This is a genomic window from Rothia nasimurium (assembly GCF_014217215.1).
Lineage (GTDB): Bacteria > Actinomycetota > Actinomycetes > Actinomycetales > Micrococcaceae > Rothia > Rothia avistercoris.
Window position 1 is genome coordinate 2,071,313 of sequence record NZ_CP056080.1, and the last position, 26,072, is coordinate 2,097,384.

At 61.6% G+C, this 26,072-nt stretch carries 25 protein-coding genes and 1 tRNA gene; 5 read left to right on the top strand and 21 right to left on the bottom strand.

Annotated features, from left to right (window positions below; all coding sequences use genetic code 11):
• The first annotated feature begins 118 nt into the window (after window positions 1-118).
• Window positions 119-1,426 carry an MFS transporter gene (locus tag HWU94_RS09410; protein WP_185173500.1) on the top strand — a complete coding sequence of 436 codons (1,308 nt, stop codon included), beginning with the start codon at window positions 119-121 and terminating at the stop codon, window positions 1,424-1,426.
• 12 nt (window positions 1,427-1,438) lie between these two features.
• Here HWU94_RS09410 and HWU94_RS09415 read toward each other — a convergent pair whose 3' ends face one another.
• From HWU94_RS09415 to HWU94_RS09425, 3 genes are all read right to left on the bottom strand, one after another.
• On the bottom strand, window positions 1,439-2,641 hold the full coding sequence (locus HWU94_RS09415; protein WP_185173501.1) for a hypothetical protein: 1,203 nt from the start codon (window positions 2,639-2,641) through the stop codon (window positions 1,439-1,441).
• 8 nt (window positions 2,642-2,649) lie between these two features.
• Window positions 2,650-3,246 (bottom strand): dCTP deaminase, encoded by a 597-nt coding sequence (gene dcd, locus HWU94_RS09420; RefSeq protein ID WP_185173502.1) that lies wholly within the window; start codon window positions 3,244-3,246, stop codon window positions 2,650-2,652.
• Between the two features lie 148 nt (window positions 3,247-3,394).
• Entirely contained in the window at window positions 3,395-5,131 is a 1,737-nt protein-coding gene (locus HWU94_RS09425; protein WP_185173503.1) for an alkaline phosphatase, read from the bottom strand.
• 265 nt (window positions 5,132-5,396) lie between these two features.
• Here HWU94_RS09425 and HWU94_RS09430 point away from each other — a divergent pair, with 265 nt between their 5' ends.
• The gene (locus HWU94_RS09430; RefSeq protein ID WP_185173504.1) at window positions 5,397-6,500 is read left to right on the top strand and encodes a MauE/DoxX family redox-associated membrane protein; all 1,104 of its coding nucleotides are present in this window, start codon (window positions 5,397-5,399) and stop codon (window positions 6,498-6,500) included.
• A gap of 87 nt (window positions 6,501-6,587) precedes the next feature.
• Here the strand turns inward: HWU94_RS09430 and HWU94_RS09435 are convergent, their stop codons facing one another.
• The gene (locus tag HWU94_RS09435) at window positions 6,588-7,283 is read right to left on the bottom strand and encodes a hypothetical protein (protein WP_185173505.1); all 696 of its coding nucleotides are present in this window, start codon (window positions 7,281-7,283) and stop codon (window positions 6,588-6,590) included.
• 109 nt (window positions 7,284-7,392) lie between these two features.
• Here HWU94_RS09435 and HWU94_RS09440 point away from each other — a divergent pair, with 109 nt between their 5' ends.
• Entirely contained in the window at window positions 7,393-8,331 is a 939-nt protein-coding gene (locus HWU94_RS09440) for a hypothetical protein (protein ID WP_244955955.1), read from the top strand.
• 15 nt (window positions 8,332-8,346) lie between these two features.
• Here HWU94_RS09440 and HWU94_RS09445 read toward each other — a convergent pair whose 3' ends face one another.
• Window positions 8,347-10,278: an NHL domain-containing thioredoxin family protein gene (locus tag HWU94_RS09445; protein WP_185173507.1), complete on the bottom strand. Its 1,932-nt coding sequence runs from the start codon at window positions 10,276-10,278 to the stop codon at window positions 8,347-8,349.
• A gap of 254 nt (window positions 10,279-10,532) precedes the next feature.
• On the opposite strand from HWU94_RS09445, the gene HWU94_RS09450 reads away from it, so the two are divergent.
• Both HWU94_RS09450 and HWU94_RS09455 read left to right on the top strand, forming a co-directional pair.
• The gene (locus HWU94_RS09450) at window positions 10,533-11,897 is read left to right on the top strand and encodes an amino acid permease (protein ID WP_244955956.1); all 1,365 of its coding nucleotides are present in this window, start codon (window positions 10,533-10,535) and stop codon (window positions 11,895-11,897) included.
• A 232-nt stretch (window positions 11,898-12,129) separates the two neighbouring features.
• A complete protein-coding gene (locus HWU94_RS09455) occupies window positions 12,130-12,339 on the top strand; it encodes a hypothetical protein (protein WP_185173508.1) in 210 nt (69 codons plus the stop codon).
• A 95-nt stretch (window positions 12,340-12,434) separates the two neighbouring features.
• On the opposite strand, the gene HWU94_RS09460 is transcribed toward HWU94_RS09455, so the two are convergent.
• The 16 genes from HWU94_RS09460 to HWU94_RS09535 all read right to left on the bottom strand — a co-directional run bounded on the left by HWU94_RS09460 (window position 12,435) and on the right by HWU94_RS09535 (window position 26,012).
• The gene (locus HWU94_RS09460; RefSeq protein WP_185173509.1) at window positions 12,435-14,582 is read right to left on the bottom strand and encodes a cytochrome c oxidase assembly protein; all 2,148 of its coding nucleotides are present in this window, start codon (window positions 14,580-14,582) and stop codon (window positions 12,435-12,437) included.
• Window positions 14,583-14,612: 30 nt separating this feature from the next.
• Entirely contained in the window at window positions 14,613-15,965 is a 1,353-nt protein-coding gene (locus tag HWU94_RS09465) for a Dyp-type peroxidase (RefSeq protein ID WP_185173510.1), read from the bottom strand.
• A 103-nt stretch (window positions 15,966-16,068) separates the two neighbouring features.
• Window positions 16,069-16,725 (bottom strand): copper chaperone PCu(A)C, encoded by a 657-nt coding sequence (locus HWU94_RS09470; protein ID WP_185173511.1) that lies wholly within the window; start codon window positions 16,723-16,725, stop codon window positions 16,069-16,071.
• Window positions 16,726-16,759: 34 nt separating this feature from the next.
• On the bottom strand, window positions 16,760-17,371 hold the full coding sequence (locus HWU94_RS09475; RefSeq protein ID WP_185173512.1) for a copper resistance CopC family protein: 612 nt from the start codon (window positions 17,369-17,371) through the stop codon (window positions 16,760-16,762).
• Between the two features lie 42 nt (window positions 17,372-17,413).
• Window positions 17,414-17,989 (bottom strand): hypothetical protein, encoded by a 576-nt coding sequence (locus HWU94_RS09480; protein WP_185173513.1) that lies wholly within the window; start codon window positions 17,987-17,989, stop codon window positions 17,414-17,416.
• 134 nt (window positions 17,990-18,123) lie between these two features.
• Window positions 18,124-18,411, bottom strand: coding sequence for an HU family DNA-binding protein (locus HWU94_RS09485; RefSeq protein WP_083090531.1), 288 nt, complete (start codon window positions 18,409-18,411; stop codon window positions 18,124-18,126).
• A 79-nt stretch (window positions 18,412-18,490) separates the two neighbouring features.
• Window positions 18,491-18,796, bottom strand: coding sequence for a 30S ribosomal protein S14 (gene rpsN, locus HWU94_RS09490; protein ID WP_135011231.1), 306 nt, complete (start codon window positions 18,794-18,796; stop codon window positions 18,491-18,493).
• Window positions 18,797-18,799: 3 nt separating this feature from the next.
• Window positions 18,800-18,970, bottom strand: coding sequence for a 50S ribosomal protein L33 (rpmG, locus tag HWU94_RS09495; RefSeq protein WP_185173514.1), 171 nt, complete (start codon window positions 18,968-18,970; stop codon window positions 18,800-18,802).
• A gap of 2 nt (window positions 18,971-18,972) precedes the next feature.
• On the bottom strand, window positions 18,973-19,209 hold the full coding sequence (gene rpmB / locus HWU94_RS09500; RefSeq protein ID WP_083090534.1) for a 50S ribosomal protein L28: 237 nt from the start codon (window positions 19,207-19,209) through the stop codon (window positions 18,973-18,975).
• A 544-nt stretch (window positions 19,210-19,753) separates the two neighbouring features.
• Window positions 19,754-20,569, bottom strand: coding sequence for an SGNH/GDSL hydrolase family protein (locus tag HWU94_RS09505; RefSeq protein WP_244955957.1), 816 nt, complete (start codon window positions 20,567-20,569; stop codon window positions 19,754-19,756).
• Between the two features lie 41 nt (window positions 20,570-20,610).
• A complete protein-coding gene (locus HWU94_RS09510) occupies window positions 20,611-21,684 on the bottom strand; it encodes a siderophore-interacting protein (RefSeq protein ID WP_185173515.1) in 1,074 nt (357 codons plus the stop codon).
• Window positions 21,677-22,516, bottom strand: coding sequence for an ABC transporter ATP-binding protein (locus HWU94_RS09515; RefSeq protein ID WP_185173516.1), 840 nt, complete (start codon window positions 22,514-22,516; stop codon window positions 21,677-21,679). Before HWU94_RS09515 ends, HWU94_RS09510 begins: the two co-directional genes overlap by 8 nt.
• A gap of 4 nt (window positions 22,517-22,520) precedes the next feature.
• The gene (locus tag HWU94_RS09520) at window positions 22,521-23,603 is read right to left on the bottom strand and encodes an iron chelate uptake ABC transporter family permease subunit (RefSeq protein ID WP_185173517.1); all 1,083 of its coding nucleotides are present in this window, start codon (window positions 23,601-23,603) and stop codon (window positions 22,521-22,523) included.
• On the bottom strand, window positions 23,603-24,583 hold the full coding sequence (locus tag HWU94_RS09525; protein ID WP_244955958.1) for an iron ABC transporter permease: 981 nt from the start codon (window positions 24,581-24,583) through the stop codon (window positions 23,603-23,605). Before HWU94_RS09525 ends, HWU94_RS09520 begins: the two co-directional genes overlap by 1 nt.
• 72 nt (window positions 24,584-24,655) lie before the next feature.
• A complete protein-coding gene (locus HWU94_RS09530) occupies window positions 24,656-25,708 on the bottom strand; it encodes an ABC transporter substrate-binding protein (protein ID WP_185173518.1) in 1,053 nt (350 codons plus the stop codon).
• Between the two features lie 230 nt (window positions 25,709-25,938).
• A tRNA-Thr gene (locus HWU94_RS09535) sits at window positions 25,939-26,012 on the bottom strand.
• Window positions 26,013-26,072 lie beyond the last annotated feature (60 nt).

A 26,072-nucleotide genomic window follows, 5' to 3' on the forward strand; every position in this document is an offset into this window, starting at 1 on the left:
GGTAGCCCCGCCTGCAAGGCTGGCCCCGCTCAGTGGAGAGCGGGGCCAGCCTTTACTTTTACCGTCATTTAACCGTTTCACAGGCCACAAGCAGCAACCGGGCCGATAGCATATAGCTATGACCACACCAGCACCCGGCAGCGCCACCGCTACCGCCCCTGCCTCCCGCTCCACCTTCTTCGCCTGGACCCTGTGGGATGTGGGCAACGCCAGCTTCAACGCGATCATGACGACCTTCGTCTTCACGGTCTACCTCACCAGCTCCAGCTTTGGCAGCACCGAGCACACCTCGGCCGTCCTCTCCGCCGGTCTCACCATCGCAGGTTTCTTCATCGCCCTACTCGCCCCGCTCTCGGGCCAGCGGGCCGACGTGACCGGCCGCCGCGGCCTCTGGCTGACCGCCAACAGCCTGCTCCTGGTGCTTCTGATGGCCCTGTGCTTCTTCGTAGCCCCCTCCCCCGACTACCTTATCTGGGGTGTGGCCCTGCTGGCCCTGGGCAACCTGGTCAATGAGTTCGCCGTGGTCAACTACAACTCTATCCTGCCCACCATATCCACCCGAGATACCATCGGCAAAATGAGCGGAACCGGCTGGGCAGCTGGCTACTTTGGCGGCATCGTAGCCCTGCTCCTCGTGCTCGTGGGGTTCATCTCCCCCGGCCTGCTAGGCATTACAGAGGACGGCGCCCTCAACATCCGCGCCGTTGCCCTCTTCTCGGCGGCCTGGGCTCTAGTTTTCTCCCTGCCCCTGATTCTCAAGGTGCGCTCTCTGCCACAAGCGGTGCGTCCGGACGCCCCCCGTACCGGGATTCTTGCCTCCTACAAACAGCTTTTCGCCACCGTCGTCAGGCTCTACCGGCATGCCCCCACGACCCTCTACTTCCTGGTGTCGTCCGCTGTTTTCCGCGACGGCCTCAACGGTATCTTCACCTTCGGCGGCATCCTCGCGGCGGGTTCCTTTGGCTTTAGCACCAACCAGGTGATTATCTTTGCCATCTTCGGCAATATCGTGGCCGGGGCAGGGGCCATGCTGGGCGGTTTCTTCGACGACCGTTTTGGCCCCAAACGCGTCATTATCTTCTCGCTGGTAGCCCTCATCGCGGTAGCCGTCTCCCTGCTGGTATGGCCGTCCACCACCATGTTCTGGGTCTGCGGCCTCGCCCTGTGCGCCTTTGTCGGCCCGGCTCAGTCAGCGGCCCGCTCCTACCTGGGGCGCCTGGTCGAGGAAGGCCAGGAAGGTGAAATCTACGGGCTCTACTCCACCACCGGCCGCGCAGCCAGCTTCCTGGCCCCCACCCTCTTCGGCATCTTCGTCACCCTCATGGGCAGCCAAGTCTGGGGCATCGTCGGCATCATTATCGTGCTCCTCGCAGGTCTGCTTTTGATGATCCCCATCAAGGACCCACAGGTAACCACCGTCAGATAAGCCCTTACCGACCTAGGTTCGGCTATCCGGAATCGGAGCGTCTTCAGGGGCGTCAGAGTGGCGGATGACCTTGATCATCTGCCCAGCGACCATGCCTCGCAAGGTTGCATCAAAATCAGGGCGGGCTATATCTCCGTAAAGCTCAACCATAGCCGCGTAAATATCATCTGCACGGTGGGGAGTTTCTAGGAAGGACCAGATATCCCAACCGATAATAGAGATACGTGAGAGCCTACCTGATGTGGTGAGCAAGAAGCTATCCTCCACCGCCAGGCCCTCGGTACCAGCTACCCGCTGATAAAGATTTTCGCTGCTTAGCCCATCAGTGACAGGTTCAGGAGTACACAGGTACTCGAAATCTGGGGTAAGCGGCGGGATATCCAGCTGCCCCGCAAGTAGGTCTCGGAAGAAAGGGAGCGTCTCAGTAATCTCGCTGTAGGTCAGTTTGATAGCTCCACCCACGCGGTTGATGAGACGGGCCAGCTCCCCCAACCCTTGCGGCATCTGCTGCACCCCGGACGACTGCAAGATAATCGCAAAAAGGGCATCATCTAGCGGAAGGCGTTCCCAACTCACCGGCGCCTTCCCGGTCTTATCCCGGTCAAGAATCACCAGGTGCGAGAGAGTATAGGTGCTACCGGGCGCAGCGACCTTGAGACCCCGTTGAGCCGGGTCATACTGCACCTTCGGAGCATTTGCCGTCTCTATCACCGAGAGGGGCTTGGGGTAGGGCATAATGCTCAGATCATCGATGTTGATCACGGCTGTCTCATCGCTGAGATAAGCAAGGGAAGCACCCAGGACGCTGGCTGCGGTGGTCTTGCCGGTGCCAGAAGCAGCTACCAGCCCCACGGCTTGCCCACTCTCAGCGTCTCCTAGCACAGCTGCATGCAGCAGATGCTTACTACCTGCATGAGCCTTGAGCAGGTGCATAGTCACATGTACCGTCAGACGCTCTGCAGCAAGCGCTTCGTCTGAACTGTCAATGGAAGTCAGCTCAAGAGCCTGCGGGTAGGCTTCTAGAACCTCAGAGGAAGGACGCTGGCTCAGCACGACCAGACGGACGCCCTCCGCATCGGTATCCGCGACGGGGTCAATAATCTGCGGTGCAAGGGACCCCCAGGCACGTAAGGAGTCCTCCCAGAGCCGGTCTGAAGCATCCTCAAAGACCACCAGCACCGGAACGTCAGCGGGATGAAGCAACAGACCGCGCATATGACTCCTTAGCTGGTCAGGGTATCGGTAGGGATGAGGGTTTTATGGAAGTTCAGGTAGCTACGCGAAGCGGTAGGACCGCGTTGCCCCTGGTAGCGGTTGCCGTAGGCACCTGAACCATAGGGGTGCTCGGTTGCGCTGGTGAGCTGGAAGAAGCAGAGCTGGCCCACCTTAGAACCGGGCCACAGCATAATGGGAAGGGTCGCCATATTCGACAGTTCCAGGGTCACATGGCCTGAGAACCCGGGGTCAATAAAACCCGCGGTGGAATGGGTCAGCAGCCCCAGACGTCCTAGTGAAGACTTACCCTCCAGTCGGGCAGCAATATTATCTGGCAGGGTGACCTTCTCGTAGGTTGCACCCAGCACGAATTCACCCGGGTGCAGAATGAAGGGCTCATCGGGTGCAACCTCTACCAGGCGGGTGAGGTCTTCCTGCTCCTGTGATGGATCGATGTAGGGGTACTTGTGGTTGTCGAAGAGCCTGAAAAAGCGGTCAATGCGCACGTCCACCGAAGCGGGCTGAATCATCGACGGGTCGTAGGGATCTAGGGCAATTCGCCCGGCATCAATTTCTTTGCGGATATCCTGATCAGAAAATAGCACACTTCAAAAATACCGTACTCCCCCCAGTCCCTTGCGGGCGCCCTACCGCAGATCTTCAAGAAACCAGAAGCAAAACGGCTGGCCCTCCGGCAGCGAAAGGCTGCCGGAGGGCCAGAGAAGGGCACTTCCGAGATACTCGGCGAGGGTATTAGCTAGAACGCTTCTTACGCTGGACGGTCAGAGCAAGAGCGCCAAGGCCGAGCAGGGCGAGCGCACCAAGGGCCAAGGCTGCTACCGAGGCACCGGTAGAGGCCAGCACACCTTTGGAAGGCTTTGTGCTGCTACTTGCAACGCCATCGGTACCGGAAGTGTCAGCGCCCGATGTGAGGGCGGCTGCGCTAGTGCTCTGCTGAACAGAGCTGGTGGGCTGGGCTGAGTTGGCGGGCTGAGCAGAAGCGGTAGGTTCTGCTGAGAGCTCCTGGCTGGGGGCTGCGGACGCACTCGGTTCAGTGCTAGGGGTAGAGGTAGGTTCGGCGGTGGGAGCTACGGTGGTCTCAGCCGTTGGTTCTTCGGTCGGGGTGGGAGCGGGTTCAGCTGAGGCAACCCACTTGGTGTCGAGCAGCCAGTTGGCCAGGCTGGTGTTATCGAGGTAGCGTCCGTGCACCTGGTCGCGCCCTACGGTAGCGGCCTCTAGCTCGGTAGCACCGGCACCCTTGGAGAAGAAGGGCACCAGCATGTTGGTGTGGTCCCCCGAGTTCCAGGAGTGGGTGGGGTACTGGCCGATGCCCTGGGGCACCATCGGGTTGAATCCGCCTTCGGGGTCGCCCATGAGGTAGCCGGTTTCGTGGTCGGCGGTTACGATGACCAGGGTTTCGTCCCAGCTAGAGTTCTGCTCAACCCAGGCGTTCACGGCATCTACAGCTTCAAAGAAGTCGGTGATTTCTTCAAGAGCGTGCTGGGTCTGGTTGGCGTGGCCGGTCCAGTCAATAGCGCCGCCTTCGACCATGAGGAAGAAGCCTTCGGAGTTGTTGTCCAATACGTTGAGGGCGCCCTGAGTCATGGTGGGTAGGTCAACAACGTCATTGGGGGTAGCTGCATCACTGCGGGCCTGCTGCAGAGTGGTGGCAACCTGGGCGATGCCGAAGACACGGTCAGGGGTGTCGCCGGTGGTGAGCTTCTCGAAGGCATCATCGTCTTCAACGAAGGTGAAGTCGGTAGCTCCGGTTGAGAGGGCGGTGTAGTCAGCCTCGCTGATGTAGCGGTAGCTGGGGTCAGAAATCTTCTGGTGATCGTTGTTGTACCAGGGGTGGCCTGCCCCCATCACCACGTCCATATTTCCGTAGACCTGCTGGTTGGCAATTTCTAGGTAGTTGTTGCGCGAGAGGCTGTGGGCTGAGAAGGACGCCGGGGTTGCGTGGGAGTACTGCACGCTAGAGACCACGCCCGCGGACTTGCCCAATGATTTAGCGCGTTCTGAGAGGTTTTCAACGGTCTGTTCGTTCACGTCGACGCCAATACCTGCGTTGTAGGTTTTGACGCCGGTAGCCATGGCGGTTCCAGCAGCGGCTGAGTCGGTGGGGCTGTTCTTGACCCAGTCAAAGTTAGCCCAGGCGACGTTGGAGTCGTAGGTAGGGCCCTCTGCCCAGTTGGTCTGCATCGAGAGACGGTTCCAGCTCTGGAAGCCGCTGCCGCTGTAGGCGGAGTTCAGCAGGGTGGCGCTGATGGCTTTGTGGTCACCGCCGGTTTCAACCTGGTAGTGCACCTTACCTGTGTTATAGGCGTTGTAGAGGTCAAGGTAGTTGTAGCCCATACCGTCGCCGATGAGCACGATGACGTTCTTGGGGGTGGAGGTTGCCGTTTCGGCCTGAGCGGGGGCGTAGGTGCCGGTGAAGAGCAGCAGGGACGCAGCAGCGCAGCTGGCAGTCCGGCGGAAGCTAAGAGACATGCGGGTGCTTTCGTGTGTGGTAGATGTTTCGTGACTAGGCTAAAAATCTTTCGTTACGTGTTGGCCGCCCCTGGTTGACGAGAAGTTGAGGGCGAGGTTAACGTTTGGTACGTTACCGACCGGTAGCTATCGAGCTGAGCCCAATTCCCAGCCCAGTTTTCTCTTTCTTAGCTGGCTCGTGGCGTAGTGCACCCCTGTCATTGCGGGGAAGAAGCGTACCCTTAAGAGCAAAGCACCTTATACTTCACTCGCATGAAAGCAGACTATGACTCCCCTAGTGCTGTGCACGCTCACCGTTATTGTGACACTTGCTGTGAGCGGTTATGCCAAGGCTAAAGAGCCCACCAGCACGGTGACAGCTATCGTCAACCTCAAGCTGGATCAGTGGCTACCTATCAAGCCGATTGCCCGAATCCTGCCCTGGGCCGAACTAGCCCTGGCAGCCGTCCTTTTCTTTGTCCCCGGTATTCTTCAGGTCCTAGCTGCTATCGCGGCGCTGGTACTTTTTATCGGCTATTGGGCAGTAATTGCTCGGGCTGTGGTGCAGGGTAATACCGCTAGCTGTAACTGTTTCGGGTCAGCGTCTACGGCCCCGGTCTCGGCGTATACCCTGGTGCGCAATACAGCTCTCTTAGTAGCAGCCTGTGGCGCTCTCATCGGTGCGTTGAATACTGGTGGGTCAGCCCTCACTATGCTCCTGGCTCTAGACGCTAATGGTTGGCTCTGGGTGATTGGTGCTGGTATAGCGTCGCTGACCCTCTGGGCTATCTACCGCTCCGAGCTGGTCCCCGTTGCCGAGGAAGAGGCGACCGCCCCTGCCCTCGAGTCCCCCGTAGATGAGGAGGGCGAGTACGTCCGCACCCCTGTGCCTTTTGCTGCCCTTTACTACCCCCATGAGAATCGTTCCCTCCCTTCGGGTTCGGGAGAACAAACCAGCCTCCGCGAGCTAGCGCTGCAACAGGCTAGAGTTCTTCTCTTTGTCTCCCCCGGTTGCGGGCACTGCCACGAAGTTATCGACAAAATCGATGAGTGGCAGCAACAGCTGCCCATGTTGGGTATCCACCCGGTAGTCTCTAACGACTCCGATATCGACCGTTTCAGTTTCACCGGCGATATCCAGGTCTTTGTTGACCCCGGCTTTAAGACTCAGAGCCTCTTTGGCAGGGGCACTCCTGGCGCTGTTGCCCTGGGGGCAGACGGTCTTCTGGCCGGCGGCCCGGTCTTTGGCGGCAAGATGGTAATGAATTTTGTGGAAGACATCATTGCTGAAATTAATGCCGACTACGACTCTCTCGTAGAGGCAGACATAGAGAGCGCAGATGATGAGTCTGACTCAGAGTACGAGATTATCGCCAACGACCGCCAATAGCTCTAGGGTGTATTTCGAGCAGGTACGCTAAAGCCCGGGCTTCCTTGAGTAAGGGGAGCCCGGGCTCTGTTATATCAGTGAGCGCTTCTACAGGATATTGAACTGCTGCAGGGTCTCTTCCGGGAGTACGGCGGCAACGGCTAGGGCCAGCAGGAAGAGCAGGGAAATGACGCCCACGGTGGTGGACTTCCAGCCGGGGTGCAGCTCGTTGAAGGTCACCAGGCCGGGGTGTTGCTTGTTCATCTGGGTGACGTTGATGATCTGGTAGAGGGTGGTCTGGGGGGCAATTGCGGTGGCGATGGCCCGCAGGGTTTTGGCGTCCCAGATACGCCCATCAAGGCGGAAAACACGCTTACCCTTAGCGTTCACGGCCCAGAGGGCGGGCACCCCCTTGTAGCGCAGGGCTGACATGCCGGTCAGTTCCTTGCCGGCTGCCTGGCGGGGGGTGAGACGCTCAGCGAAGACTGTCTGAGAAATCGAGCTGAGCTCGGCAGCCTGCCAGCCAAACAGCCGCCCGCTCAGCACGTGGGTTTCGGTCTTAACCACAATCTGAGGGCGCAGAGTGGAGTAGATAGCAAAGAGGGCACCCAGGGTGATAAGGCCTAAAAGCACCATAAAGACCGGGGTGGGGCGCTTAGCCACCATGAACCAGATGCAGGCTAAAGCCAGCACACCCGCGGGTACACCCGCGATGAAACGACGGTGGTAGGAATTGATACGGGGGTGAAAAATCTTCGTGACGGCCCCGTACTTATCGGGTACCTGGTGAGCGTGTTCTGCCATGGCTCTACTCTATCGACAGTACCGCCCAAACGGGGCGCAAGCGCGTGTGAGCTACATTTAAAGGGTGCATTTTAGATCTTCAGTAGACCGTATCTTAGCCTGGTGGTTGTTGGGTGTCCTCGCCGCGCTTGTTATCGCCCTTACTTCTTTAGCCCTCATTAACCGTCTGGTGTACGGGCCGCAGGGCCAGGTGCGCGCCTACTTCGCTGCTGTTCGTGAGGGGGACGGTTCTAAAGCCCTGGGCATTTTGGGCGCCCAGGTGCCTGATGCCAGTGCCGCCATGCTCAATGGGGGCGCGCTGAAGGCGTCCTTTGCCGGTCTCAAAGACCTCTCAACGGGGGCGGTTACCGTAACTGACGGTGGGGAGCGCGCCACCGTGACCGTTACGTACACGCTCGATGGGCAGGCCGGTAGCACCGATTTCCATCTTCATAAGGTGGGGTCCCACTGGGGTGTTTTTGACCAGTGGCAGATTGATGCCGGAGAGCTGCCGACCGTAGAAATTACCTCAAATTCGGTGGAGGCAGCAACCCTTAACAACACCAAGGTGGCGGTTGAGGGGGGCTCTCGCGAGTTTGCGGTGCTCTACCCCGGCTCCTATACGGTCACCTATGAGTCAGCGCTGTACACTGCCGGGTCTCAGACGGTCGATGTGACAGCTCCGAGCAGTGACCCTTCCCCTCTCACCATTGAGCTCACCCCCTCAGAAGCTGCGATGACCTCGGTTCAGCAGCAGATTAAGACCTACCTTGATACCTGCGCCGCGCAGAGCTCCCTCTACCCCACAGGCTGCCCGTTTGAATACGACTTTTCAGGTCGAGTAGACGGCGATGTGACCTGGCTTGTCACAGAATACCCTCAGCCAGAGGTGACTTTGGCCGGGGGCAAGTGGGCCCTGGGTAAGAGCAGTGGTAAAGCAGAGATTTCCTTTACCGAGCTTGACCTGTATACAGGAAAGACTCAGCAGGTCACCGAGACTGTCTCCTTTTCTCTGAAAGGGTCGTTGACTGCCAGCGGGGAGACTCTCACCTTTACCCCCGCTGGCTAAACGCCCCTTCTGTGTCTAGTTCACCCCGCGTAGATCAAGCACCAGGTGGGCCTCGTCTGCGTCGTCACCGGTGACGATGACGGGCAGGCCCCAGTCCTGCTGGTAGAGGTGGCAGGCAGCGTGGTCGGGGATTTCCCCGCCGGGCTCACCGTCACAGGCAGCGGCGCGGGCGGTGATGTGCAGGACGGCCTCAGTGATGTCGGGGTTGAGCACCAGCTGGCGGGTCAGGCCCTGAGAAGTACCGGCCCCGTCGAGAATGAAGTTCTCGGGGGTGGATGAAATTTTGAGCTGGGTGGGGTCGCCCCAACGGGTATCGAGTTTCTGGCCGGTGGGGGCGGTGAAGCGGGCGGTGAAGTTGAGGGTACCGCCGGCAATTTCGGTGGGTTTGCGGGTGACCTGGGAGGCGCCTTCGTCCACGTGCTGCATGGCCTCGGGGATGGCGACGCGCACCAGCTGGTGGGCGTTGGCTTCTACGACGATCAGGCGGGCTCCGCCGTCCTCGGTCTCTTCAACCAGCAGGTCGGAGGGCTCAGCGAAGCCGCGGTCTAGGGTGCCGAGGGCACCGGTGACCGGGTCGAAGCGGCGGATAGCGCCGTTGTAGGTGTCGGCGATGGCGATGGAGCCGTCGGGTAGCTCTACCAGGCCGAGGCAGTGCTGCATGCGGGCGTCCTCGCGGGGGCCGTCGACGAAGCCGAAGTCGAAGAGGCCGATGCCCACGGCGGAGCTAACGGTCGTTGCACCCTTGTCAAAGGTGATGTGGCGCAGGGCGGAGGTTTCGGAGTCGGCAACCCAGATGGAGCCGTCGCGGGCTTCAATGATGCCGGAGGACTGGGCGAACCAGGAGTCGGCTGCCGCACCGTCCTTGAGCCCCTCAGCGCCGGTACCCGCGAAAACAGCCAGCTGGCCGGTGGCGGGGTCGAAGCTGAAGATCTGGTGGGTGCCTGCCATGGCGATCAGGAAGGCGGAGGCCTCACGGGAGTAGACCAGGTCCCAGGGGGAGGAGAGGGCGACAGAGCGGGGGTCAGCACCCTCGGCGATAAAGTTGGGGTCGGTGCGGGCGGTGGCGCCGTCGATCAGGCACTGGGCGCCGGAGCCTGCCAGGGTGGTGACGGTTCCGTCGGCCAGGCGCAGGCCGCGTACCCGGTGGTTCACGGAGTCGGCGATGAGGACGTCCGCCCCCAGGCTTTCGCGCAGCTCGGCAGGCACCAGGGCCAGGCCCTGGGGTTCGTTGAAGCGGGCGGTGGTGGCGTCGCCATCCGCGTAGCCCTTCTCGGGGCCACCGAAGCTGGCCAGGGCGGTTTCGAGGTCGTTCTCAACCTGGACCAGGCGGTGGCGGGCGGTGTCGGTGACCAGGTAGGTGCCGGGACGGCCTACCAGGTCTTCGGGCAGGGCCAGGGCCTTGCCGGGGAAGGCAAAAGTGCCCTGGGGCTTGGGGCGGGGCACGTAGGGGCCGTCGCCGCGGTGCAGGGTGCCCTTGGCTTCGTGCTCTTCAACGAGCTCGCGCACCAGGGAGGTCAGACCCTTGACGTGGCCCTCACCGGAGAGGTGGGCGACGATGTAGCCCTCGGGGTCAACGACGACCAGGGTGGGCCAGGCACGGGCGGTGTAGGCGTTCCAGGTGTCCAGGTTGGGGTCGTCGAGCACGGGGTGGGTGATGTCGTAGCGGTCAACGGCGGCGGCGAGCGCCACCGGGTCGGCTTCGTGTTCGAACTTAGGTGAATGGACGCCGACGGTGACGAGGACGTCTGCGAATTCTTCTTCGAGGGGGCGCAGCTCATCGAGTACGTGCAGGCAGTTCATGCAGCAGAAGGTCCAGAAGTCCAGAATGACGATCTTTCCCCGCAGGCTTTCGAGGGAAAGCTGCTTGTCGCCGGTGTTGAGCCAGCCACGACCAACGAGTTCTGAGGCGCGGACTTTGGTCTGGCGTGCGGCTGCATTCTCTGCCATGGTTCTCCTTCTGTGGTGCGCGGCTCAGGCGCAGGGTTCAGTTACTCACCAGCCTAGTGGGCTGTTGGGGGTAGGGGCATTTGTTGCGCTGTGTGTAGATTGCGACGTCATAGAACTCAACTGTGCGTAACACTTGCGTAACGGTTAGGATTATCTGCAGCTGCCACCGGGTGCGCAGGCGGGAAGTTTTTGCGGACGCCGGTGGTTAAAGCAGGTGCGCACATGTGGGTGCGCTGTACATCAAGAAGGTATGTGTGACGCTTACACGCAAGATAAAGCACCCGGTATCTGATACCCGTTTGGCCCGGTCTTTGCAGCCGCGGCATCTGTCGATGATTGCTATGGGCGGTGCGATTGGTGCTGGCCTTTTGGTGGCTTCGTCGACGGCTATTGTGACGGCGGGCCCTGCCGTTATTCTGACCTATCTGCTGGCTGGCACGGTGCTGGTGCTGGTGATGCGGATGCTGGGTGAGATGGCTGCCCGGACTCCTGAGACGGGGTCTTTCTCTGTCTATGCCCGTCGCTATATTGGCCGGTGGGCTGGGTTCTCGGTGGGCTGGTTGTACTGGTGGTTTTGGTCGGTGACGGTAGCGATTGAGGCCACGGCGGCGGCCACTATTGTGAGTGGCTGGTGGCCGGCGGCTCCTCAGTGGCTGGTGGCTCTGGTGCTGGTTCTGGCTTTTATGGGTTTGAATCTGCTGTCGGTGCGCTCTTACGGTGAGGCGGAGTTCTGGTTTTCCTCCATCAAGATTGGGGCAATTGCCGTGATCATTGTGGTGGGTCTGCTGGCTGTGCTGGGGCTGATCCCTAACTCCACGGCGTCCTTTGCTAACTACACGGCGGGGGGCGGCTTCTTTGCTAACGGTGTGGGTGCAATTTTTACCGCCCTGTTGGCGGTGATCTTTTCGATGTTTGGGGCTGAGATTGCCACGGTGGCAGCCGGTGAGTCTAGTAACCCTGCGGTTGCTGTGGCTAAGGCGGTGCGGTCGGTGATTTTCCGGGTGCTTTTCTTCTATGTGGGGTCTATTGCAGTGACTCTACTGGTGATTCCTTGGACGATGGTGACGGCGGGTTCTTCTCCCTTTGTGACCATGTTTGAGGCCCTGGGTATTCCCTATGCCGGGTTGGCTATGAATATTGTGGTGCTCACGGCCCTGCTATCGTGCTTGAACGCTAGTCTTTATGCTGCCTCGCGCATGGTCTTTGCCCTGGCAGAGCAGGGGGACGCCCCGCGCGCCTTTTCCCACGTTTCTAGTACCCGGGCGCCCCGCAACGCCATTGTGCTCTCATCCCTTATCGGGGTGGTGTCAGTGGCCCTCAACTATTTCATGCCCGAGCAGGTCTTCTCCCTGCTGGTGAACTCCACTGGCGGGGTTGGCATCTTTGTCTGGCTGATTGTGGCGGTCTCCCATCTGCGGAGCCGCAGGCTAGATGGGGAAGGGGGAAGCGGCGTCATCAACTATATCCTCATCGTTGGTCTGTTAGCCCTGCTGGTGTACATGGGTATCACCGAAGCCCATCGCCTAGAGGTGCTCATATCGGTCACGGTTGCTGTGGTACTTGCAACTCTGGGTGCCTTCACCCATCGTCGTAGCACGATTGTTTCATCACATCGTTAAAGATTTTTAGGGGACAGAACGGGCTAACTACGCGCTGAGAATAGCCTAGAAATTGGAAAACCATACCGGAGCCTGTCCCCCAAGCGGTCTTTTTTCAAGGGTTCTCCCAGGTAAACGAAAGAGAACGCCTGTCTTAGGGTGATTAGACTAAAGAGACCTTCGGGTCCGGTCGGGGCTCCCTACCCTGCACCGGGCCTTCTAATCCCACCTTTACGATGTTTGGAGGCTTCTGATGACCCAGCACACTGCAGCTCCCTCGTCATCGCCCCTGTTTGAAAAAATTTCTCAGATTTCTGCCCGCCTAGAGCAGGTCAGCCCGCTGAGTGGTCCGATTCCTACCGTTCCCTCGACGAGCAGCCAGGCGGCCTCCGGCGGCACCCGTTTCGCTGAGCCCGCTGAGGCAGACGCCCAGCCTGTTCAGCCCTGGAGCCAGGCCTCCTAGCGCAAAACCTCATAGGGGAAAGGACAGACGAAAGCCCGGGCAGGTACCTGCCCGGGCTTTCGTCTCCTCAGATACGCCCTACCCCTCGCAGGGATCTAGCGGCGGGCTTCCTTTTCTGCTAGCTGCGCAAACATGTCGTTATAGGCGTTGAGTTCGGCGTCCCCATCGCGGTCAGCCTGGCGGTCAATACGCTTTTGCACCTTCTTATCGTTCATGGACCACTGCACCGCCACCGCAACGGCAATAATCATAGTCGGTATCTCACCAATCGCCCACATGAGAGAGCCACCCAGTTTCTGGTCGTCAATAGCAGGTAGGCCCCAGGGTCGGCCTAGGTTACCGAACCAGGAGGCCTGTAGCAGGGTATCCATCTGCATAATCGAGATACCTACAAAGGCGTGATAGCCCAGGGTCGCGATAATCATGATGAGGCGCATGGGGTAGGTGGGGCGGTTGGGAATGGGGTCGATGCCGATGAGTACCAGGCTGAAGATGTAGCCGGTGATCAAAAAGTGAATCAGCATGAACTCATGACCCACGTGGTAGCGCAGCATCACCCCGAAGAGGGGGGTGAAGTAGACAATCACAATCGACCCGGCGAAGTTGACGGCTGCGAAAATGGGGTGGGTAATCACCTTAGACCAGCCCGAGTGCACCAGGCGCAGAATCCATTCGCGGGGCCCGCGGGTGCCGTCCTGGCGGGGTTCGAGGGCTCGCAGTAGCAGGGTGACGGGGGCACCGAGTACCAGGAAGATGGGGCAGACCATGGTCAGGAGCATGTGCTCCACCATGTGCACCGAGAAAAGCACCATGGAGTAGACGGCAAGAGCCCCGCAGGTGATGTAGAGCAGAACGAAGAGGCCCAGGAACCAGGAAAGGGCACGGGCAAGGGGCCAGTGGCCGCCTGCACGCCGTACCTTAATCAGCGCCCAGAGGTAGGCGAAGGCGGCGAAGCTGATAAAGGCCACCCAGAACCAGTCAAAACGCCACTGGGTAAACCACTCGGCAACATGCGGTTCTGGCGGCATGTCGTAGAGGGTGATGATGCGAACGGGCTCGGCACCGGCATCCAGGGTTTCGGGTGCGGGCGGCGGGGTTCGAGAAAGGGAAACAGCTAGGCCGCTGGTTGCGCCCATCAGCACCAGCTCGCAGGCGATGGCATACCAGAGGCCCCGGGCGGCGCTGGTAAGCCCCGCCTGCATCATGGGTATCAGGCGTAGGCGGTGCACCATGCCGAAGGCACCCAGCACCAGGGTGAGCATGAGCTTGGCCAGTACCAGCGCCCCGTAGGTGGTCGTAAAAAGATCCCCCAGGCTGTTCATTCGCACCAGGGCATTGACCACGCCTGAGAGCACCACCAGCACGAACCCGAAAAGGGCCAGCACGGAATAGCGGCGCAGCACAGCCACAGCCAGGGGCACACGACGGGCGGACGCCGATGCCGCACCCCGCTGCCCCTCAGCCAGAGTGCCGGTGCCCGCGTCCTCACCGGTAATGTCGCGGGAGATAAAAGCCAGCACCATAAGCCCGCCGCACCAGAGCACCACGCCCAGCAGGTGCAGGCCCAGGGAGTTAACCGCACCCATGTGGTCATCGCCGCCCGATGAGTGGCCGCCCAGGGCCATAGCCACGATACCGACCAGCGACAGGCCCAGGGTCAGCAGCAGGCCGGTGAGTGAGCGCACCGCAAAGACCAGGGTGGCTACAGTGGCAGCCACGATGATACTGGTGGCCTCCTGCTTACCCGAGTCGATGGTGGTGATGTAGCTGATGAGTTCCGAGGTGTAGTCGGCCCCACCCGATGGCGACCGGCCCGAGATATCGGCGTAGCTGAAAATGAGCACCGCGATGGCGGCGATAGTCCAGGTGATAGCGGCAGCGGATGCCAGTGTCAGGGTGCGGGTAAAAGCCGGGTGTTCGGTGCGGTGCAGGTTCTTCTGCCGCTGGGCAGAATCGGTTGCGTGAGCCATATTGACCTTGGCCCGCCCCCGCGCCGAATCGAGGAAACGGGGCACTATCCCTAAGGCAAAGACAAGGGAGCCCATGGTCGCTGCCATCGAGAAGTTTTGCAGGCTCTCAGCTACCGGCAGGCCCCAGCGCACCAGGGCGCCGGCGTCCGCTAGGTCTGTACCGACGTTTGAGCCGGTCACCAGCAGGCTCAAAACCAGAGCGACAAGGGAGGCTGCGGGGAAGGCCCATATCCAGCTGGGCTTGAGCCCGCGCTCCATCTCGTGTGCTGCCATGTCTATACCTTGGTTCCTGTCGATGGTGATTTAGTTGAAGAGGCCCTCGCCCACGAAGCCACCTTCGCGAGCGCCGGCGGGTAAGGCGAAGACCGCTGAGCCGATGGGTACCGTCCAGGTGTTGAGCATATCGAGCTCGGCCAGACGCTGCTGGATGGGCAAGAACTGTTTGACGGGGTCTGCCTGGTAAGAGCAGAAAATCAGGCCGGTAGAGCTCACTCCCCCGCTGACCTGCTGGTGTTCTGAGAAGCCCGAGGCGTTCTGCACCGGCAGGTCATAGTTGTAGCCCCGGCGCAGAATCTGCTCCACCCGGTTTTGGGCGGCGGCCCGGCGGATGTGGGCGTAGGGGGCGATGACGGTAAAGCCCAGGTCGTTCGTTGCGGAGAGGTCTGCGGGGTCGCGTTCTTCGGTGCCGGTCAGGGGGGCTCCGTTGGTGAGGTTGCGGCCCACGGCGTCTTCGCGGGCAGGGCGGTCAGCCTGGTCCCAGGTATCGAGGTTCATGTGGATACGGCGGATGACCAGGGAGGTGCCCCCCTCTTCCCAGGGAGTAAGCTCCTCGTGGTTGCCCCAGACGTAGGACTCCATAGTTCCATCCCCGGTGGAAGGGTTGATGGTTCCATCGACCTGGCCGAAGAGGTTGCGCATGGTCATGCCGTCCGGTTCGCTGCCGTAGGCACGGCGGAAGCCCTCTTGCACCCAGCGCACCGAGGCGAAGCTGCGGGTGTTTTTGAGCAGGACGCGTTGGGCGTGGGCCAGGGTGAAACGGTCAGAGCAGCAGATTTGGAGGAGTAAATCGCCGTCATTCCACTGCTCTTGGAGCTGGTCAATCTGTTCGAAGGCGGGCAGGGGGCGCAGCCAGGAGGGCTTCTTCTCGGGGGCTACGATATCGAAGATACGCTCGCCAAAGCCAAAGGTGATGGTGAGGTTAGCCGGTACGGTCGCGAGTTCAGGTTCTTGGTCGGTGATGGGAGCCCGCCCTGCGGTGAGGCGGGCGGCGTCGTCGGTGAGCACGGTGAGCAGGCGGCGGACGCCGTCGCGGTCGAGTTCCGTGTTGAGGGTCAGGGCAATAAAGACCCCGTAGCTGGGGGCGGGGGTGTCGATGCCCGCCTGGCGGGGGCCGTAGAAGGGGACGACGGCTTCTTGCAGGGGCGGGGCAGCAGGTGTCTCTTCACTCTCGGTGCTTATAGCTGATGCGGCATATTGGCTTGCCAGGGTGGCAGCAACGCCGGTTCCTACCCCCAGGGCCCCGGCAAGAGCTACACGCCGGTTGGTACCGCGGGGGTGTGCCGTCTTTTGGCTCCCGTTCGTTTTTTCTTCTTGCTGAGGGGCGTCCTCTGCACCGCTCAGGGCCCGGGTAAGGTCTTCGTCAAATGAGCTGGTCATGTCTTCCTTGGGTGGCTAGCTCCGCCGCCCGTCTCTTGCAGGGGGCGGACGACGGAGCACGCCGGTTGCTACCTACCGGTAGCTAGGGGTGGGTGAGGTAGTCCTAGTTGCACTGCGGTAGCACAACAGCGGCTGATTCGCTGGCGCTGGCGTGGTCTGAGTGCATAGAGTGGTCGGCAGATTCGCTCGCTGCTGCATCAGCTGCGGTGCTCGCAGCGTCACCGGGGGCGTATTCTTCCTGGGCTCCGGCGTAGTCGCGCACGGTAGCTTCAAAGCTGACCTCGCCCGCTGAGGTCTGCAGGGTGATGATGTCACTGGTACCTGCGGCGAGGGCGCAGCTCATGCCCATGAGCATGATATGGTCCCCGCCGGGGGACAGTTCGAGGGTGGCACCGGGCTCGATGGTGAAGCCACCTTCTACGGCCTTCATGGTGCTGGTTCCGCTTGTCGGGTCGATGACGGTGGTGTGCAGCTCAACCATGCTGGCAGAGGTATTGCTGGCACCCTCGATGGTGATGGGAGTGTCCCCGGTGTTGGTGAGGGTGGCAAAGGCTGCGGTCATATCGCCGCTGTTGGCCTTGATCCAGGCTTCCTCGACGGTCAGAGGGGCGCTGCCCTCGCTGGCGGAGGCGCTGGTAGCAGCCCCGGTGCTCGCGCTTGCGGTGCTGGTTGCTGAGGTATCGGCGCTGCTGCAGCCGGTCAGTACCAGCAGGGCGATAGCGGGCAGGGTAAAGGCAGGTAAAAATTTCTGTGATGACATGGTGCTTCTTCTTCGAATACGGAGAGCGGACGGTTTACTTGCGCTTGGTCTTGGCCAGCACGACGACAAGGGCTGAGCCCAGGGCCGCTACTGCTACAAGGGCCAACACGACCTTGAGGGGGGTTGAAAGCCCCTCTGATGCCTGGCTTACAGGGTCGCTAGCTGCCGGGGTGCTGGTGCCGGTGTTTTCTGCTGAGGGTTCAGCCGCTCCGGTGGTTGCAGCCTGGGTGGTAGCGCTCGTTGCGTTGCCGCCCTGCCCTACGGTGTAGGTGAAGGTTCCCTGGATGGGGTGGCCGTCTGATGAGACAACCCGCCAGGTAACGGTGTAGGTGCCATCGGCAGCGGCAGTGACCAGGTCCTGGGTGACCACGGTGCCGTCCACTTCGGGGTCTCCATCGGTGACGCTTTCACCGGCAGCGTTGGTGACGCGCACCTGGTTGGCCCCGTCCACGTCCATGATGTCGCCGCTATAGGTGAGTTCTAGGCTGGTGGGCGCTTCGGTGAGGGTTGCCCCGTCAGTGGGGTTGGTGGAGACCAGTTCGTCGTGGGCAGCAGCCGGGTTCATGCCCAGCAGGCCGCCTGCAGCGAGGGCCGCTGTGGCCACCAGGGTACGGGTTGTGGGTGAGGCTGTACGAGCATTAAACATAGGAGTGTCCTTGCTTGTCGAAAAGTGAATGGTGTTTCGGGGTTAGGCAAGGACGGGCGGGCCGCGGGGGGCGCGGCAGGTTCTGGCGAGCAGACTGACCAGGTGGGTGGCGGTAGCGGCGACCGGCAGGGTGGGTACTCCCAGGATCGGACGCACCCGCACGGGTGCTAAACGGGCCCGCACATAACCCAGCAGGGCACGCAGAGCTAGAAGTAGATGCTCCCCGTAGGCGAGCAGGGCAAAGGTAATAGCTGCCGCCAGGGCATGCCCGGCCCACATAGCGGGCCCGGCGTGGGCCAGAGGTTCAAGAACCACGGCTCCCGGAAGCAGCTCAACGCCGTGGTGATGATGCCCTACGGCAGCCGGTGCTAGGGGCTGGCCGTGGCTGTAGAGGGCGTGCAGAATCCCCTGACCTGCCAGGACGCCGAGGGCCAGGCTGGTGCGGGGTAGTTTGAGTCTCGTAACACCGAGGGTCAGCAGGGCTGCTAGGGATGTTGCAAGGGCCAGGACGAGCGGGTGAGGCAGGTGCCCACCGGCTAGCAGGTGGGAGGTGGCGCCTAGACCGGTGGCGCTGCTGGCGATAAGCCAGGAGCGGGCTACCTGGTGCCCTCGGCGCATGGTTCCTCCCCTGCAGATGTGCTGGTTGTGTCTTGCCTGCCTATTATCTCACAGCCGGACTGCTTTGGCTCTGCGGATATAGCAAAAGAGCCACCCAGTAAGCGGGGTGACCCTTTTAAAGTCTGTTCAAGAATTTACTTCTTGGTGGAGACTGCTGCCTTCAGCTTTGAACCTGCGGTCAGCTTAACACCGTGACCTGCGGGAATCTGAATGGTTTCGCCGGTCTGCGGGTTGCGACCGGTACGAGCTGCACGGTCGGTGCGCTCAATTGCCATCCAGCCGGGGATGGTGATCTTCTCGCCCTTAGCAACAGATGCTTCGAAGACCTGGAACAGTGCGTCGAGCACACCGTTCACTGCTGCCTGGCTGGTGCCAGCCTTCTCTGCAACCTCTGCAACGAGTTCGCTACGGTTCTTAGCCATTGAATGCTCCTCCTGAGACTTTCAAAAAGTTAGTGGCTGGGTTAGCCCTGCTCACAAGGCTAACCGTATCAGCTACAGATTACCAGCTTGACTTGGTAACACCGGGCAGCTCGCCACGGTGTGCCATCTCGCGGAAGCGTACGCGGGAGATACCAAACTTCTGGAAGGTACCGCGGGGGCGGCCGTCGATCTGGTCACGGTTGCGAACGCGAACGGGTGAAGCGTTGCGGGGCAGCTTCTGCAGGCCTAGGCGGGCTGCTTCGCGCTCTTCGGGGGTTGCGTTTTCGTCAACCAGGGTCTTCTTCAGTTCCAGGCGCTTTTCAGCGTAGCGTGCAACGATGACCTTGCGCTGCTCGTTGCGAGCAATCTTGGACTTCTTCGCCATTGTTTAGCGCTCCTCTCGGAAGTCAACGTGCTTGCGGACAACGGGATCGTACTTCTTGAGAACCATACGATCGGGGTTGTTGCGGCGGTTCTTACGGGTGACGTAAGTGAAGCCGGTGCCCGCAGTGGACTTAAGTTTGATGATAGGACGTACGTCCTTAGCCTTTGATGCCATGTTTAGATCTTCTCTCCGCGTGCAAGGATGTCAGCAACTACTGCGTCGATACCACGTGCGTCGATAACCTTGATCCCCTTTGCAGAAACGTTCAGGGTTACGTTGCGACGAAGTGAGGGTACGTAGTACTTCTTCTTCTGTACGTTCGGATCGAAACGACGCTTGTTGCGGCGATGCGAGTGCGAAATGCTGTGTCCAAAGCCGGGAACAGCTCCGGTCACCTGGCAGACAGCTGCCATAGTTTTCTCCTCCAAATGTTGACGAAATGACGGTACGCAGTTGGCGTTCGCCAGTTTTCTGGCGATCAGCAATGGGCGTCCCGTCACCTATAGGTAGAGCACCGGGTTATTCTCCAAGGCTAGAGTGTTTGAGACTCCGCATCGGGTGAGAGGCCGATGGGAATCCCCGCCGCGGGAAAAACGGTGAAGCTTAGGTGTACGAGAGGTGTTGCCACCACTACGAACAGCCTTAAAGTCTAGGTAATTACGGGATACCACGCAACCTATGAGGCCAATAAAAAGCTTGCGTCAGCCGGTGCTGGTGCTACCTGCTCCGGTATGCGCAAGCTGCTTTTCATAGACTTATTGGTGCGTTTGAACCTCTATCAATTCTACCGGGCTTTTAACTTTTCGCAAGTCATCTCAGGCTTTAATCCGCGGTTTTCCGCCCCTGCCACGCAAACCTGGGCACCGGCGTCCGCCCCTGCCAACCGGGTAAATTACACGCGTGTAATCTTAAGTGTGATGTTAACAGCTTAAGTCTTTTAATCCCGGCACCCACCTGTTAAAGGGCGGAGTCAGCTTCTTCCGGCAGCACATCAAAGCGGGTCCAGGTGGGGTACTTGGGGCTGATATTGTCTCCGGAGCTGGTGCCGCGCAGACGGCGGCCGATCCAGGGGACCACAAATTCCCGGGCCCATTTAGCGTTATCTAGGGCCTCTTGCACCCGGGTTTTGTGCAGGGGCGCGGGGATGACGGGGTCGCCAATACGAATGTTCTCAGCGCTCAGGGTTTCCAGCACCCGGCGGGCGGTCAGGGTATGACCGGCGGCGTTCATGTGCAGACGGTCGGGGGCCCAGTAGCGCAGGTCTAAAAGCTCGTGCATACGCCAGTAGTCCACGATGGTGACGCCGCGGTCGTCCGCTACCTCGCGCAGCAGCTCGTTGAAGAGGGCCACCCGGGCGCGGTTACCGCTGAAGAAGCCCTTGGGGCCGGGGTCAAAACCGGTCATGGTAAAGACTTCAATGCCCTCATCGCGCAGGGTCTTAAAGGCCGCGTCATAACGCACCATCAGTGCATCAACGTCAAAGCCCGGGCGCAGGGAGTCGTTGCCGCCGCCCACGAGGGAGACCAGGTTGGGTTTGAGCTCCAGGGCAGGTTCTAGCTGCTCTTCGATGATGGGCACGAGCAGGCGCCCACGAATTGCCAGGTTGGCGTACTGGGCTTTGGGGTCTGCCAGCATGAACTGCTCGGCCACCCGGTCGGTCCAGCCGCGCACCCCGTTGGGGCGGTCGGGGGCGTCGTCCCCCACCCCTTCGCTGAAGGAATCTCCCAAGGCGACGTAACGGATAGATTCGTCTTTTCCGAGAATCGACATCATGCGGACTAGGCCTTTCTCTAGCAGGTGGGTACTAGGCCACTCTACCCCTCGGTCTGCCCCGCCTTCCAGTACCCCATAAAAGAGATGCTTTCTTTGGGCAGCCCGGCTTCGTTCACGCAGATACGGCGCAGGGTTTTAACCACCGTTGATTCACCGGCGATTAGCACGTAGGTGCCGGTGGGGTTTTCTGCCAGGTGCCAGAGGGGGCCGTCCGTCTCCCTGTCGTCGGAGGGGGCAGCGGCTGGAGTAGGTTCGAGAGAGCAGGTTGTACGCAGGGCGCGGGTGAGTTGCTGCCCGCGTGGTTGGCCGGGGGTCCGGGCCAGCACGTGCAGGCGGACGCCCGGCACCCGCTGGGTTGCCTGCTGCACCTCAGGGAGGCGGTCGAGAGCATCCTCGGCGCCGGGCACCTCAAGGAACACCGCCCCGGTAGCTTCAGTAGATAGGGAACGCAGAATGGAGAGCAGGGCCGGGGCAGCGGTTTCGTCGCCGAGCAGGAGCAGGGAGGACGCCGCCCCGGGATTGTAGGAGGACCAAAGGGTAGAGCCGCGCAGGGGCGCCAGGATAGATACCTGCTGCCCCACCTTGGCTTGTTCGGCCCAGCCTGAGCCGGGCCCGCTGATTCCCTGGGCGTCAGTGTGGAGGACGAAGTCCACATCGATTTCAGGTTGCAGGCCGGCGGGTAGGTCACGGGCCAGGGGTTCTAGGTCGGCTTCAGCGGCCGGGAACATGCCCAGCAGGGGTGTCTCGTCCAGCCCGACGGAGGGCACCAGCCGGGAGTTGCTGACAGTGTAGGTGCGCATGTGCCCACGTTCGCTGGCGGGGGCCGAGAGCCACCGGGTCCGCCAGGAGGTATCCAGCTCAATCATGGTGGGGCCGCTTGCTCCGGTGGGCGGGATTAAGAGTTTGATGTAGGCGTCGTAGACCTGCCCCGTGCCGTCGGAGATGGGGGTGGCGGCGTGTAGCAGGGACCGGCCAGTCAGGGAGACCCGCACAAAGGAGTCCGTCAGCTGCTCAACCCGGGAGACGGTGACGGGGAAGACCCCGTACTGGTTGATGGAGCGTTTGACTTCGCGGCGGGTAGAAGGGCGAGGCGCGGACGAGCGGGGCTTAGGCACGATTCTGCCCTGCCAGGTTTTCTGCCTCTTGGTCTGCGGGGCGGGCGTGGGGAACCACGACGGTGGAGCCGTCCCCTAGGGGGTCGGCAACCGATGCCCGCAGGCCGAAGATCCGGTGCAGGTTCTCCCCCGTCATGACCTCGGCGGCGGTACCGGCGGCGGCAATGTCCCCGCCCTTCATGGCAACCAGGTGGTGGGCTACGCGGGCGGCCAGATTGAGTTCGTGCAGCACCATGACCATGGTGGTTCCGCGGCGGTCGTTGATGTCGGCCAAAAGGTCAAGGAGTTCTACCTGGTGGGCCAGGTCCAGGTAGGTGGTGGGTTCATCCAGCAGCAGGATATCGGTGTCCTGGGCCAGGGCCATGGCGATCCAGACGCGCTGACGCTGGCCGCCGGAGAGTTCGGTGACCTGCCGTTCTGCCAGCTCCAGGGTGTTGGTGACTTCTAGGGCCCAGGCGACTGCGGCGTCGTCCTCCCTGGTGTTGCCCCGAAAGAGCCCCTGGTAGGGGTATCTGCCGCGGGAAACCAGGTCAGCCACGGTGATGCCTTCGGGGGCGATGGGGCTCTGCGGCAGCAGGCCGACCATGCGGGCAAATTCCTTGCCGCCGTAGGAGGCGACCGGTTTGCCGTCCAGGGTAATCTCGCCGCTGCTGGGTTTGAGCAGGCGGGAGATACCGCGCAGCAGGGTGGATTTACCGCAGCCATTAGGGCCGATGATGGCGGTAATTTTTCCTGCGGGGATGCTCAGCGAGAGGTCTGGCACGATAGTGCGGTCGCCATAGCCCAGGCACACGTGGGTGACGGTGAGGTCGCGAGGCGTTACGGTTTTCACGAGCTTAGCTTCTTTCAGGTGGGCGGGTCAGCAGCCAGATGAGGGCGGGGGCGCCAAAGGCACCGGTGAGGACGCCGGCGGGCAGGTTGATACCGCCGGGAATGAGGTTGGAGCCAATAAAGTCGGCGAGCACGACCAGGCTGGCCCCGACCAGGGCTGCGGCGGTGAGGTTGTGGCGTCCGCCGGTCAGGGCCCGAGCGATAGGCCCGGCCATAAAGGCCACGAAGGCCAGGGGGCCTGTGGCGGCGGTGGCGACAGCTACTAGGAGCACGCCCAGGGCGATAAAGCCGGAGCGGACGGCGCGGGTCGGCACTCCCAGCCCAAGGGCCAGTTCTTCCCCTACCGCGGTGGCGTGCAGGGGGCGGGCGAACAGGATGAGGGGCAGCAGGAGGGGCAGCAGGAGGGGTAGCAGGAGAAGGGCCAGCAGGCTGATGCGGTCCCAGTTAGCGGTAGAGAGGGAACCTGCCAGCCAGTGGGTCAGGGTCTGGGCGCTGGTGGTTGAGGTGCGCGAGAGCAGGTACTGGATAAAGGCTGACCCCAGGGCCGAGATGCCCAAACCGACCAGGATAAAGCGGTTGCCCGCGCTCCCGTCCCCTGCTGAGAGGGCCATAATGACTAGGACGACAGCCAGGGCAACGGCGATAGCGAGCAGGGTGAGTGGCAGCCCACCCAGCCCCAGAAAGACAATACCGATGACGGCCCCCAGGGCAGCCCCGTTAGATACGCCGATGATGTCGGGGCTGGCAATGGGGTTGCGCAGGAGCAGCTGGAAGATAGCCCCGCCCAGACCGAAGGCTGCCCCGGCCAGGGCACCGAGGACGGCGCGGGGTAGTTTTTCTTCCATGACGATGTAGCGAGCCCCCTTGGCGCTCTCGATAGTTCCGCCGCCGAGGATCGTGAAGAAATCGGGGATAGTCACGGTGTAGGAGCCCAACAGTACGCGCACCGCGCACACCGCAATCAGGGTCAGTGCAAGGCCGACGATAGCGAGGGCTGGGCGGCGGCGGGCGCGAGCGCGGACGCTGGCCACTGTTTGGGTGGCACTATGGGCAGCACCCCGAAGCTGGGTGCTAGGTAGGGTCGGCATTAGAGGTTAACCGCCTTACCGCGTCGTACCAGGTAGATAAAGACGGGCACCCCCAGGGCTACCATCATGACGCCCACCTGAATTTCCTGGGGTGGGGCGATGACGCGTCCAGCGGTATCCGCCAGGATAAGCAGGGCTGCCCCGAACAGGGCGGAGAGGGGCAGTAGGGTCCGGTAGTCGGCGCCGGCGAGCGCGCGCATGGCGTGCGGGGCGAGCAGGCCGAGGAAGGCGATGGGGCCGGTGAGGGCGAGGGCGGTGCCGACCAGAAGGGTGATACCGCCGGTGATGACCAGGCGGCGGGCGGCAACGTTTTCGCCCAGGGAGGCTGCCATGTCATCGCCCAGGGCAAAGCTGTTAATGGTTTTCGCTCCGGTGAGAACGATGATAGCCCCGATGGCTAGTAGCGGGGCGGCTACTGCCAGGTCAGAGAGGCTGGCTCCGGCTACGGTTCCAATTTGCCAGCGGCGCAGGTTATCGAGGGTGGCCTGGTTGGTGAGAATCAGGGCGCTGGTAACCGACCCTAAACCGGCGGTGAGGGCTGCACCCATCAGGGCTAGTTTGATGGGGGTCGCTCCCCCGGTACCGAGTGAGGCCAGGGCGTAGACGGCAAGGGCTGAAGCGACCGCGCCGATAAAGGCCCAGAGGGCAAAAGCCGCTGTGGAGTCGGCGGCAAAGAAGGTGATACCGGCTACCACCGCGCAGGCTGCCCCCGCGTTGATACCGAGGATTCCGGGATCCCCCAGGGGGTTACGGGTGATGCCCTGGAGCCCTGCCCCGGCAAGCCCCAGGCCTGCGCCCACGACCCCGGCGGTCAGCGTCCGCACCGCCCGCTGGGTGAGCACCGCCGCATCCGCTTCTGCAACCTGCCCGCCGGCCAGGTAGTCCAGCAGGGTGCCCAGGCTGATGGGGCGGGCTCCCAGGGCAAAGCTGGCGAAGGCTGCTCCTGCAAGGAGCAGGCCCAGTAGGAGGGACAGTGCCAATAGCCGCCGTACTCCCCCGGTGGGGGTAGCACGGCGGCTAAAGGGGCGCCAGGCGGGCACGGAGGTCACCGGTTAGGACGCCTGGCTTGCGTCGATAGCGGCCGAGAGCTTGGCCAGGGTTTCGGTCTGGTTGATAGCCCAGTCCAGGGAGAGCGGAGACGCTGCCGAAAGGGCCAGAGAGATAGCGGCATCGGTTTCAACAACCAGGCCGCCGTTCGCTACGGCGGGCATCTGGGAGAAGAGGGTGTTGCTCTTGATGGCTTCTTCGTCGGAGTCGCTGGTGCCCCAAGCCCAGACCAGGTCTGACTGCACTTCGGGCAACACCTCACCTGAGATGGTCATGAAGAAGGCGTCGGCTTCGGTAGCGTTCTGCTCAATGTAGGGGGCTAGTTCCATGCCCAGTGAGGTGAGGAACTGAGAGCGGGAGTCGCTCGCTACGTAGGCTGAGAGGGTCTGGGCTTCGAGGTCGAACATGCCGGCGACGAAGGTCTTACCGGCTAGGTTGGAGTGGGTGGAGGCGGCGCCGTCAATGATTTCCTGGGTGGACTTGATGAGGGCGGCGCCCTCGTCGCCCTTCTGGAGCATGGCGGCGGCCTGATTGACCACGTCCTCCCAGGAAGCGGCGTAGGCGCCCACGCCCTCGGGCATGGCAACGACGGGGGCGATGCCGGAGAGCTTGTCGTAGACTTCCTGGGTCATGTCGCCGTAGACGGAGAAGATAGCGTCGGGGGCCAGGGTGGCGAGGGCTTCGTAGTCGGGGCCATCGGTTTCGTCGTAGGTGACCGGAGCGGTGCCGCCGAGTTCGGTCAGCTTGGCGTCGAACCAGTCGGTGGAGCCCTTGTCATTAGCACCGTAGGTGACGACGGGGGTACCGGCAGGTACTACGCCGAGGGCCAGGAGGACGTCGGGGTTCTTCCAGAAGTTCACGACAGCAATTTTCTGGGGTACCGCGGTGAAGGTGGTCTCGCCGAAGGCGTGCTTGACGGTGTAGCTCTCACCTGAGGCTGCTGAGCTGGTGCTGCTGCTTGAGGTGTCGTTGGAGCCGGTGGTGCAGGCTGCGAGCAGGCCGGTAAGGGCGGTGGCGGCGGTGGCTTTGAGGAAGGCGCTACGAGTGATGGCGACCATGGTCTTGTGTTCTCCTGGGAAGGGTGTTTGGTTCTATAGGGCTATCTATAGAACTGCTTAGGTGACCCTAAGCCAGGAATAACACTATCTTTTGTTTGCGTATTTGCGCAAACGCTGAGTAGCTAGGTGCGCACGGTGAGATAGGCGCAAGTTGTGCTTTTTGTGTGCGCCCCAGGCTCGCGCTCAGCAGCTTGCCGATAACTGGTGTATCTGTTTTTGGGCATAAAGAGAGCCCCCTACCGGATTCGAACCGGTGACCCCCTGTTTACAAGACAGGTGCTCTGGCCAGCTGAGCTAAGGAGGCAAGACTTTTCAAGTGTACCCGATATCGCAGGCAGGTGCATGTTGCGGCTTATTCATCAAC

Bases quoted from the DNA above. Each gene is read 5' to 3' on its own strand.
- HWU94_RS09455 (WP_185173508.1), top strand. From the start codon at position 12,130: ATGACCCAGCACACTGCAGCTCCCTCGTCATCGCCCCTGTTTGAAAAA.
- rpmG (WP_185173514.1), bottom strand. From the start codon at position 18,970: ATGGCATCAAAGGCTAAGGACGTACGTCCTATCATCAAACTTAAGTCC.
- HWU94_RS09505 (WP_244955957.1), bottom strand. From the start codon at position 20,569: ATGATGTCGATTCTCGGAAAAGACGAATCTATCCGTTACGTCGCCTTG.
- HWU94_RS09430 (WP_185173504.1), top strand. From the start codon at position 5,397: ATGACTCCCCTAGTGCTGTGCACGCTCACCGTTATTGTGACACTTGCT.
- rpmB (WP_083090534.1), bottom strand. From the start codon at position 19,209: ATGGCAGCTGTCTGCCAGGTGACCGGAGCTGTTCCCGGCTTTGGACAC.
- HWU94_RS09480 (WP_185173513.1), bottom strand. From the start codon at position 17,989: ATGCGCCGAGGGCACCAGGTAGCCCGCTCCTGGCTTATCGCCAGCAGC.
- HWU94_RS09435 (WP_185173505.1), bottom strand. From the start codon at position 7,283: ATGGCAGAACACGCTCACCAGGTACCCGATAAGTACGGGGCCGTCACG.
- HWU94_RS09475 (WP_185173512.1), bottom strand. From the start codon at position 17,371: ATGTTTAATGCTCGTACAGCCTCACCCACAACCCGTACCCTGGTGGCC.
- HWU94_RS09465 (WP_185173510.1), bottom strand. From the start codon at position 15,965: ATGACCAGCTCATTTGACGAAGACCTTACCCGGGCCCTGAGCGGTGCA.
- HWU94_RS09410 (WP_185173500.1), top strand. From the start codon at position 119: ATGACCACACCAGCACCCGGCAGCGCCACCGCTACCGCCCCTGCCTCC.
- HWU94_RS09445 (WP_185173507.1), bottom strand. From the start codon at position 10,278: ATGGCAGAGAATGCAGCCGCACGCCAGACCAAAGTCCGCGCCTCAGAA.
- rpsN (WP_135011231.1), bottom strand. From the start codon at position 18,796: ATGGCGAAGAAGTCCAAGATTGCTCGCAACGAGCAGCGCAAGGTCATC.
- HWU94_RS09425 (WP_185173503.1), bottom strand. From the start codon at position 5,131: ATGTCTCTTAGCTTCCGCCGGACTGCCAGCTGCGCTGCTGCGTCCCTG.
- HWU94_RS09485 (WP_083090531.1), bottom strand. From the start codon at position 18,411: ATGGCTAAGAACCGTAGCGAACTCGTTGCAGAGGTTGCAGAGAAGGCT.
- HWU94_RS09530 (WP_185173518.1), bottom strand. From the start codon at position 25,708: ATGGTCGCCATCACTCGTAGCGCCTTCCTCAAAGCCACCGCCGCCACC.
- HWU94_RS09520 (WP_185173517.1), bottom strand. From the start codon at position 23,603: ATGCCGACCCTACCTAGCACCCAGCTTCGGGGTGCTGCCCATAGTGCC.
- HWU94_RS09415 (WP_185173501.1), bottom strand. From the start codon at position 2,641: ATGCGCGGTCTGTTGCTTCATCCCGCTGACGTTCCGGTGCTGGTGGTC.
- HWU94_RS09460 (WP_185173509.1), bottom strand. From the start codon at position 14,582: ATGGCAGCACACGAGATGGAGCGCGGGCTCAAGCCCAGCTGGATATGG.
- HWU94_RS09470 (WP_185173511.1), bottom strand. From the start codon at position 16,725: ATGTCATCACAGAAATTTTTACCTGCCTTTACCCTGCCCGCTATCGCC.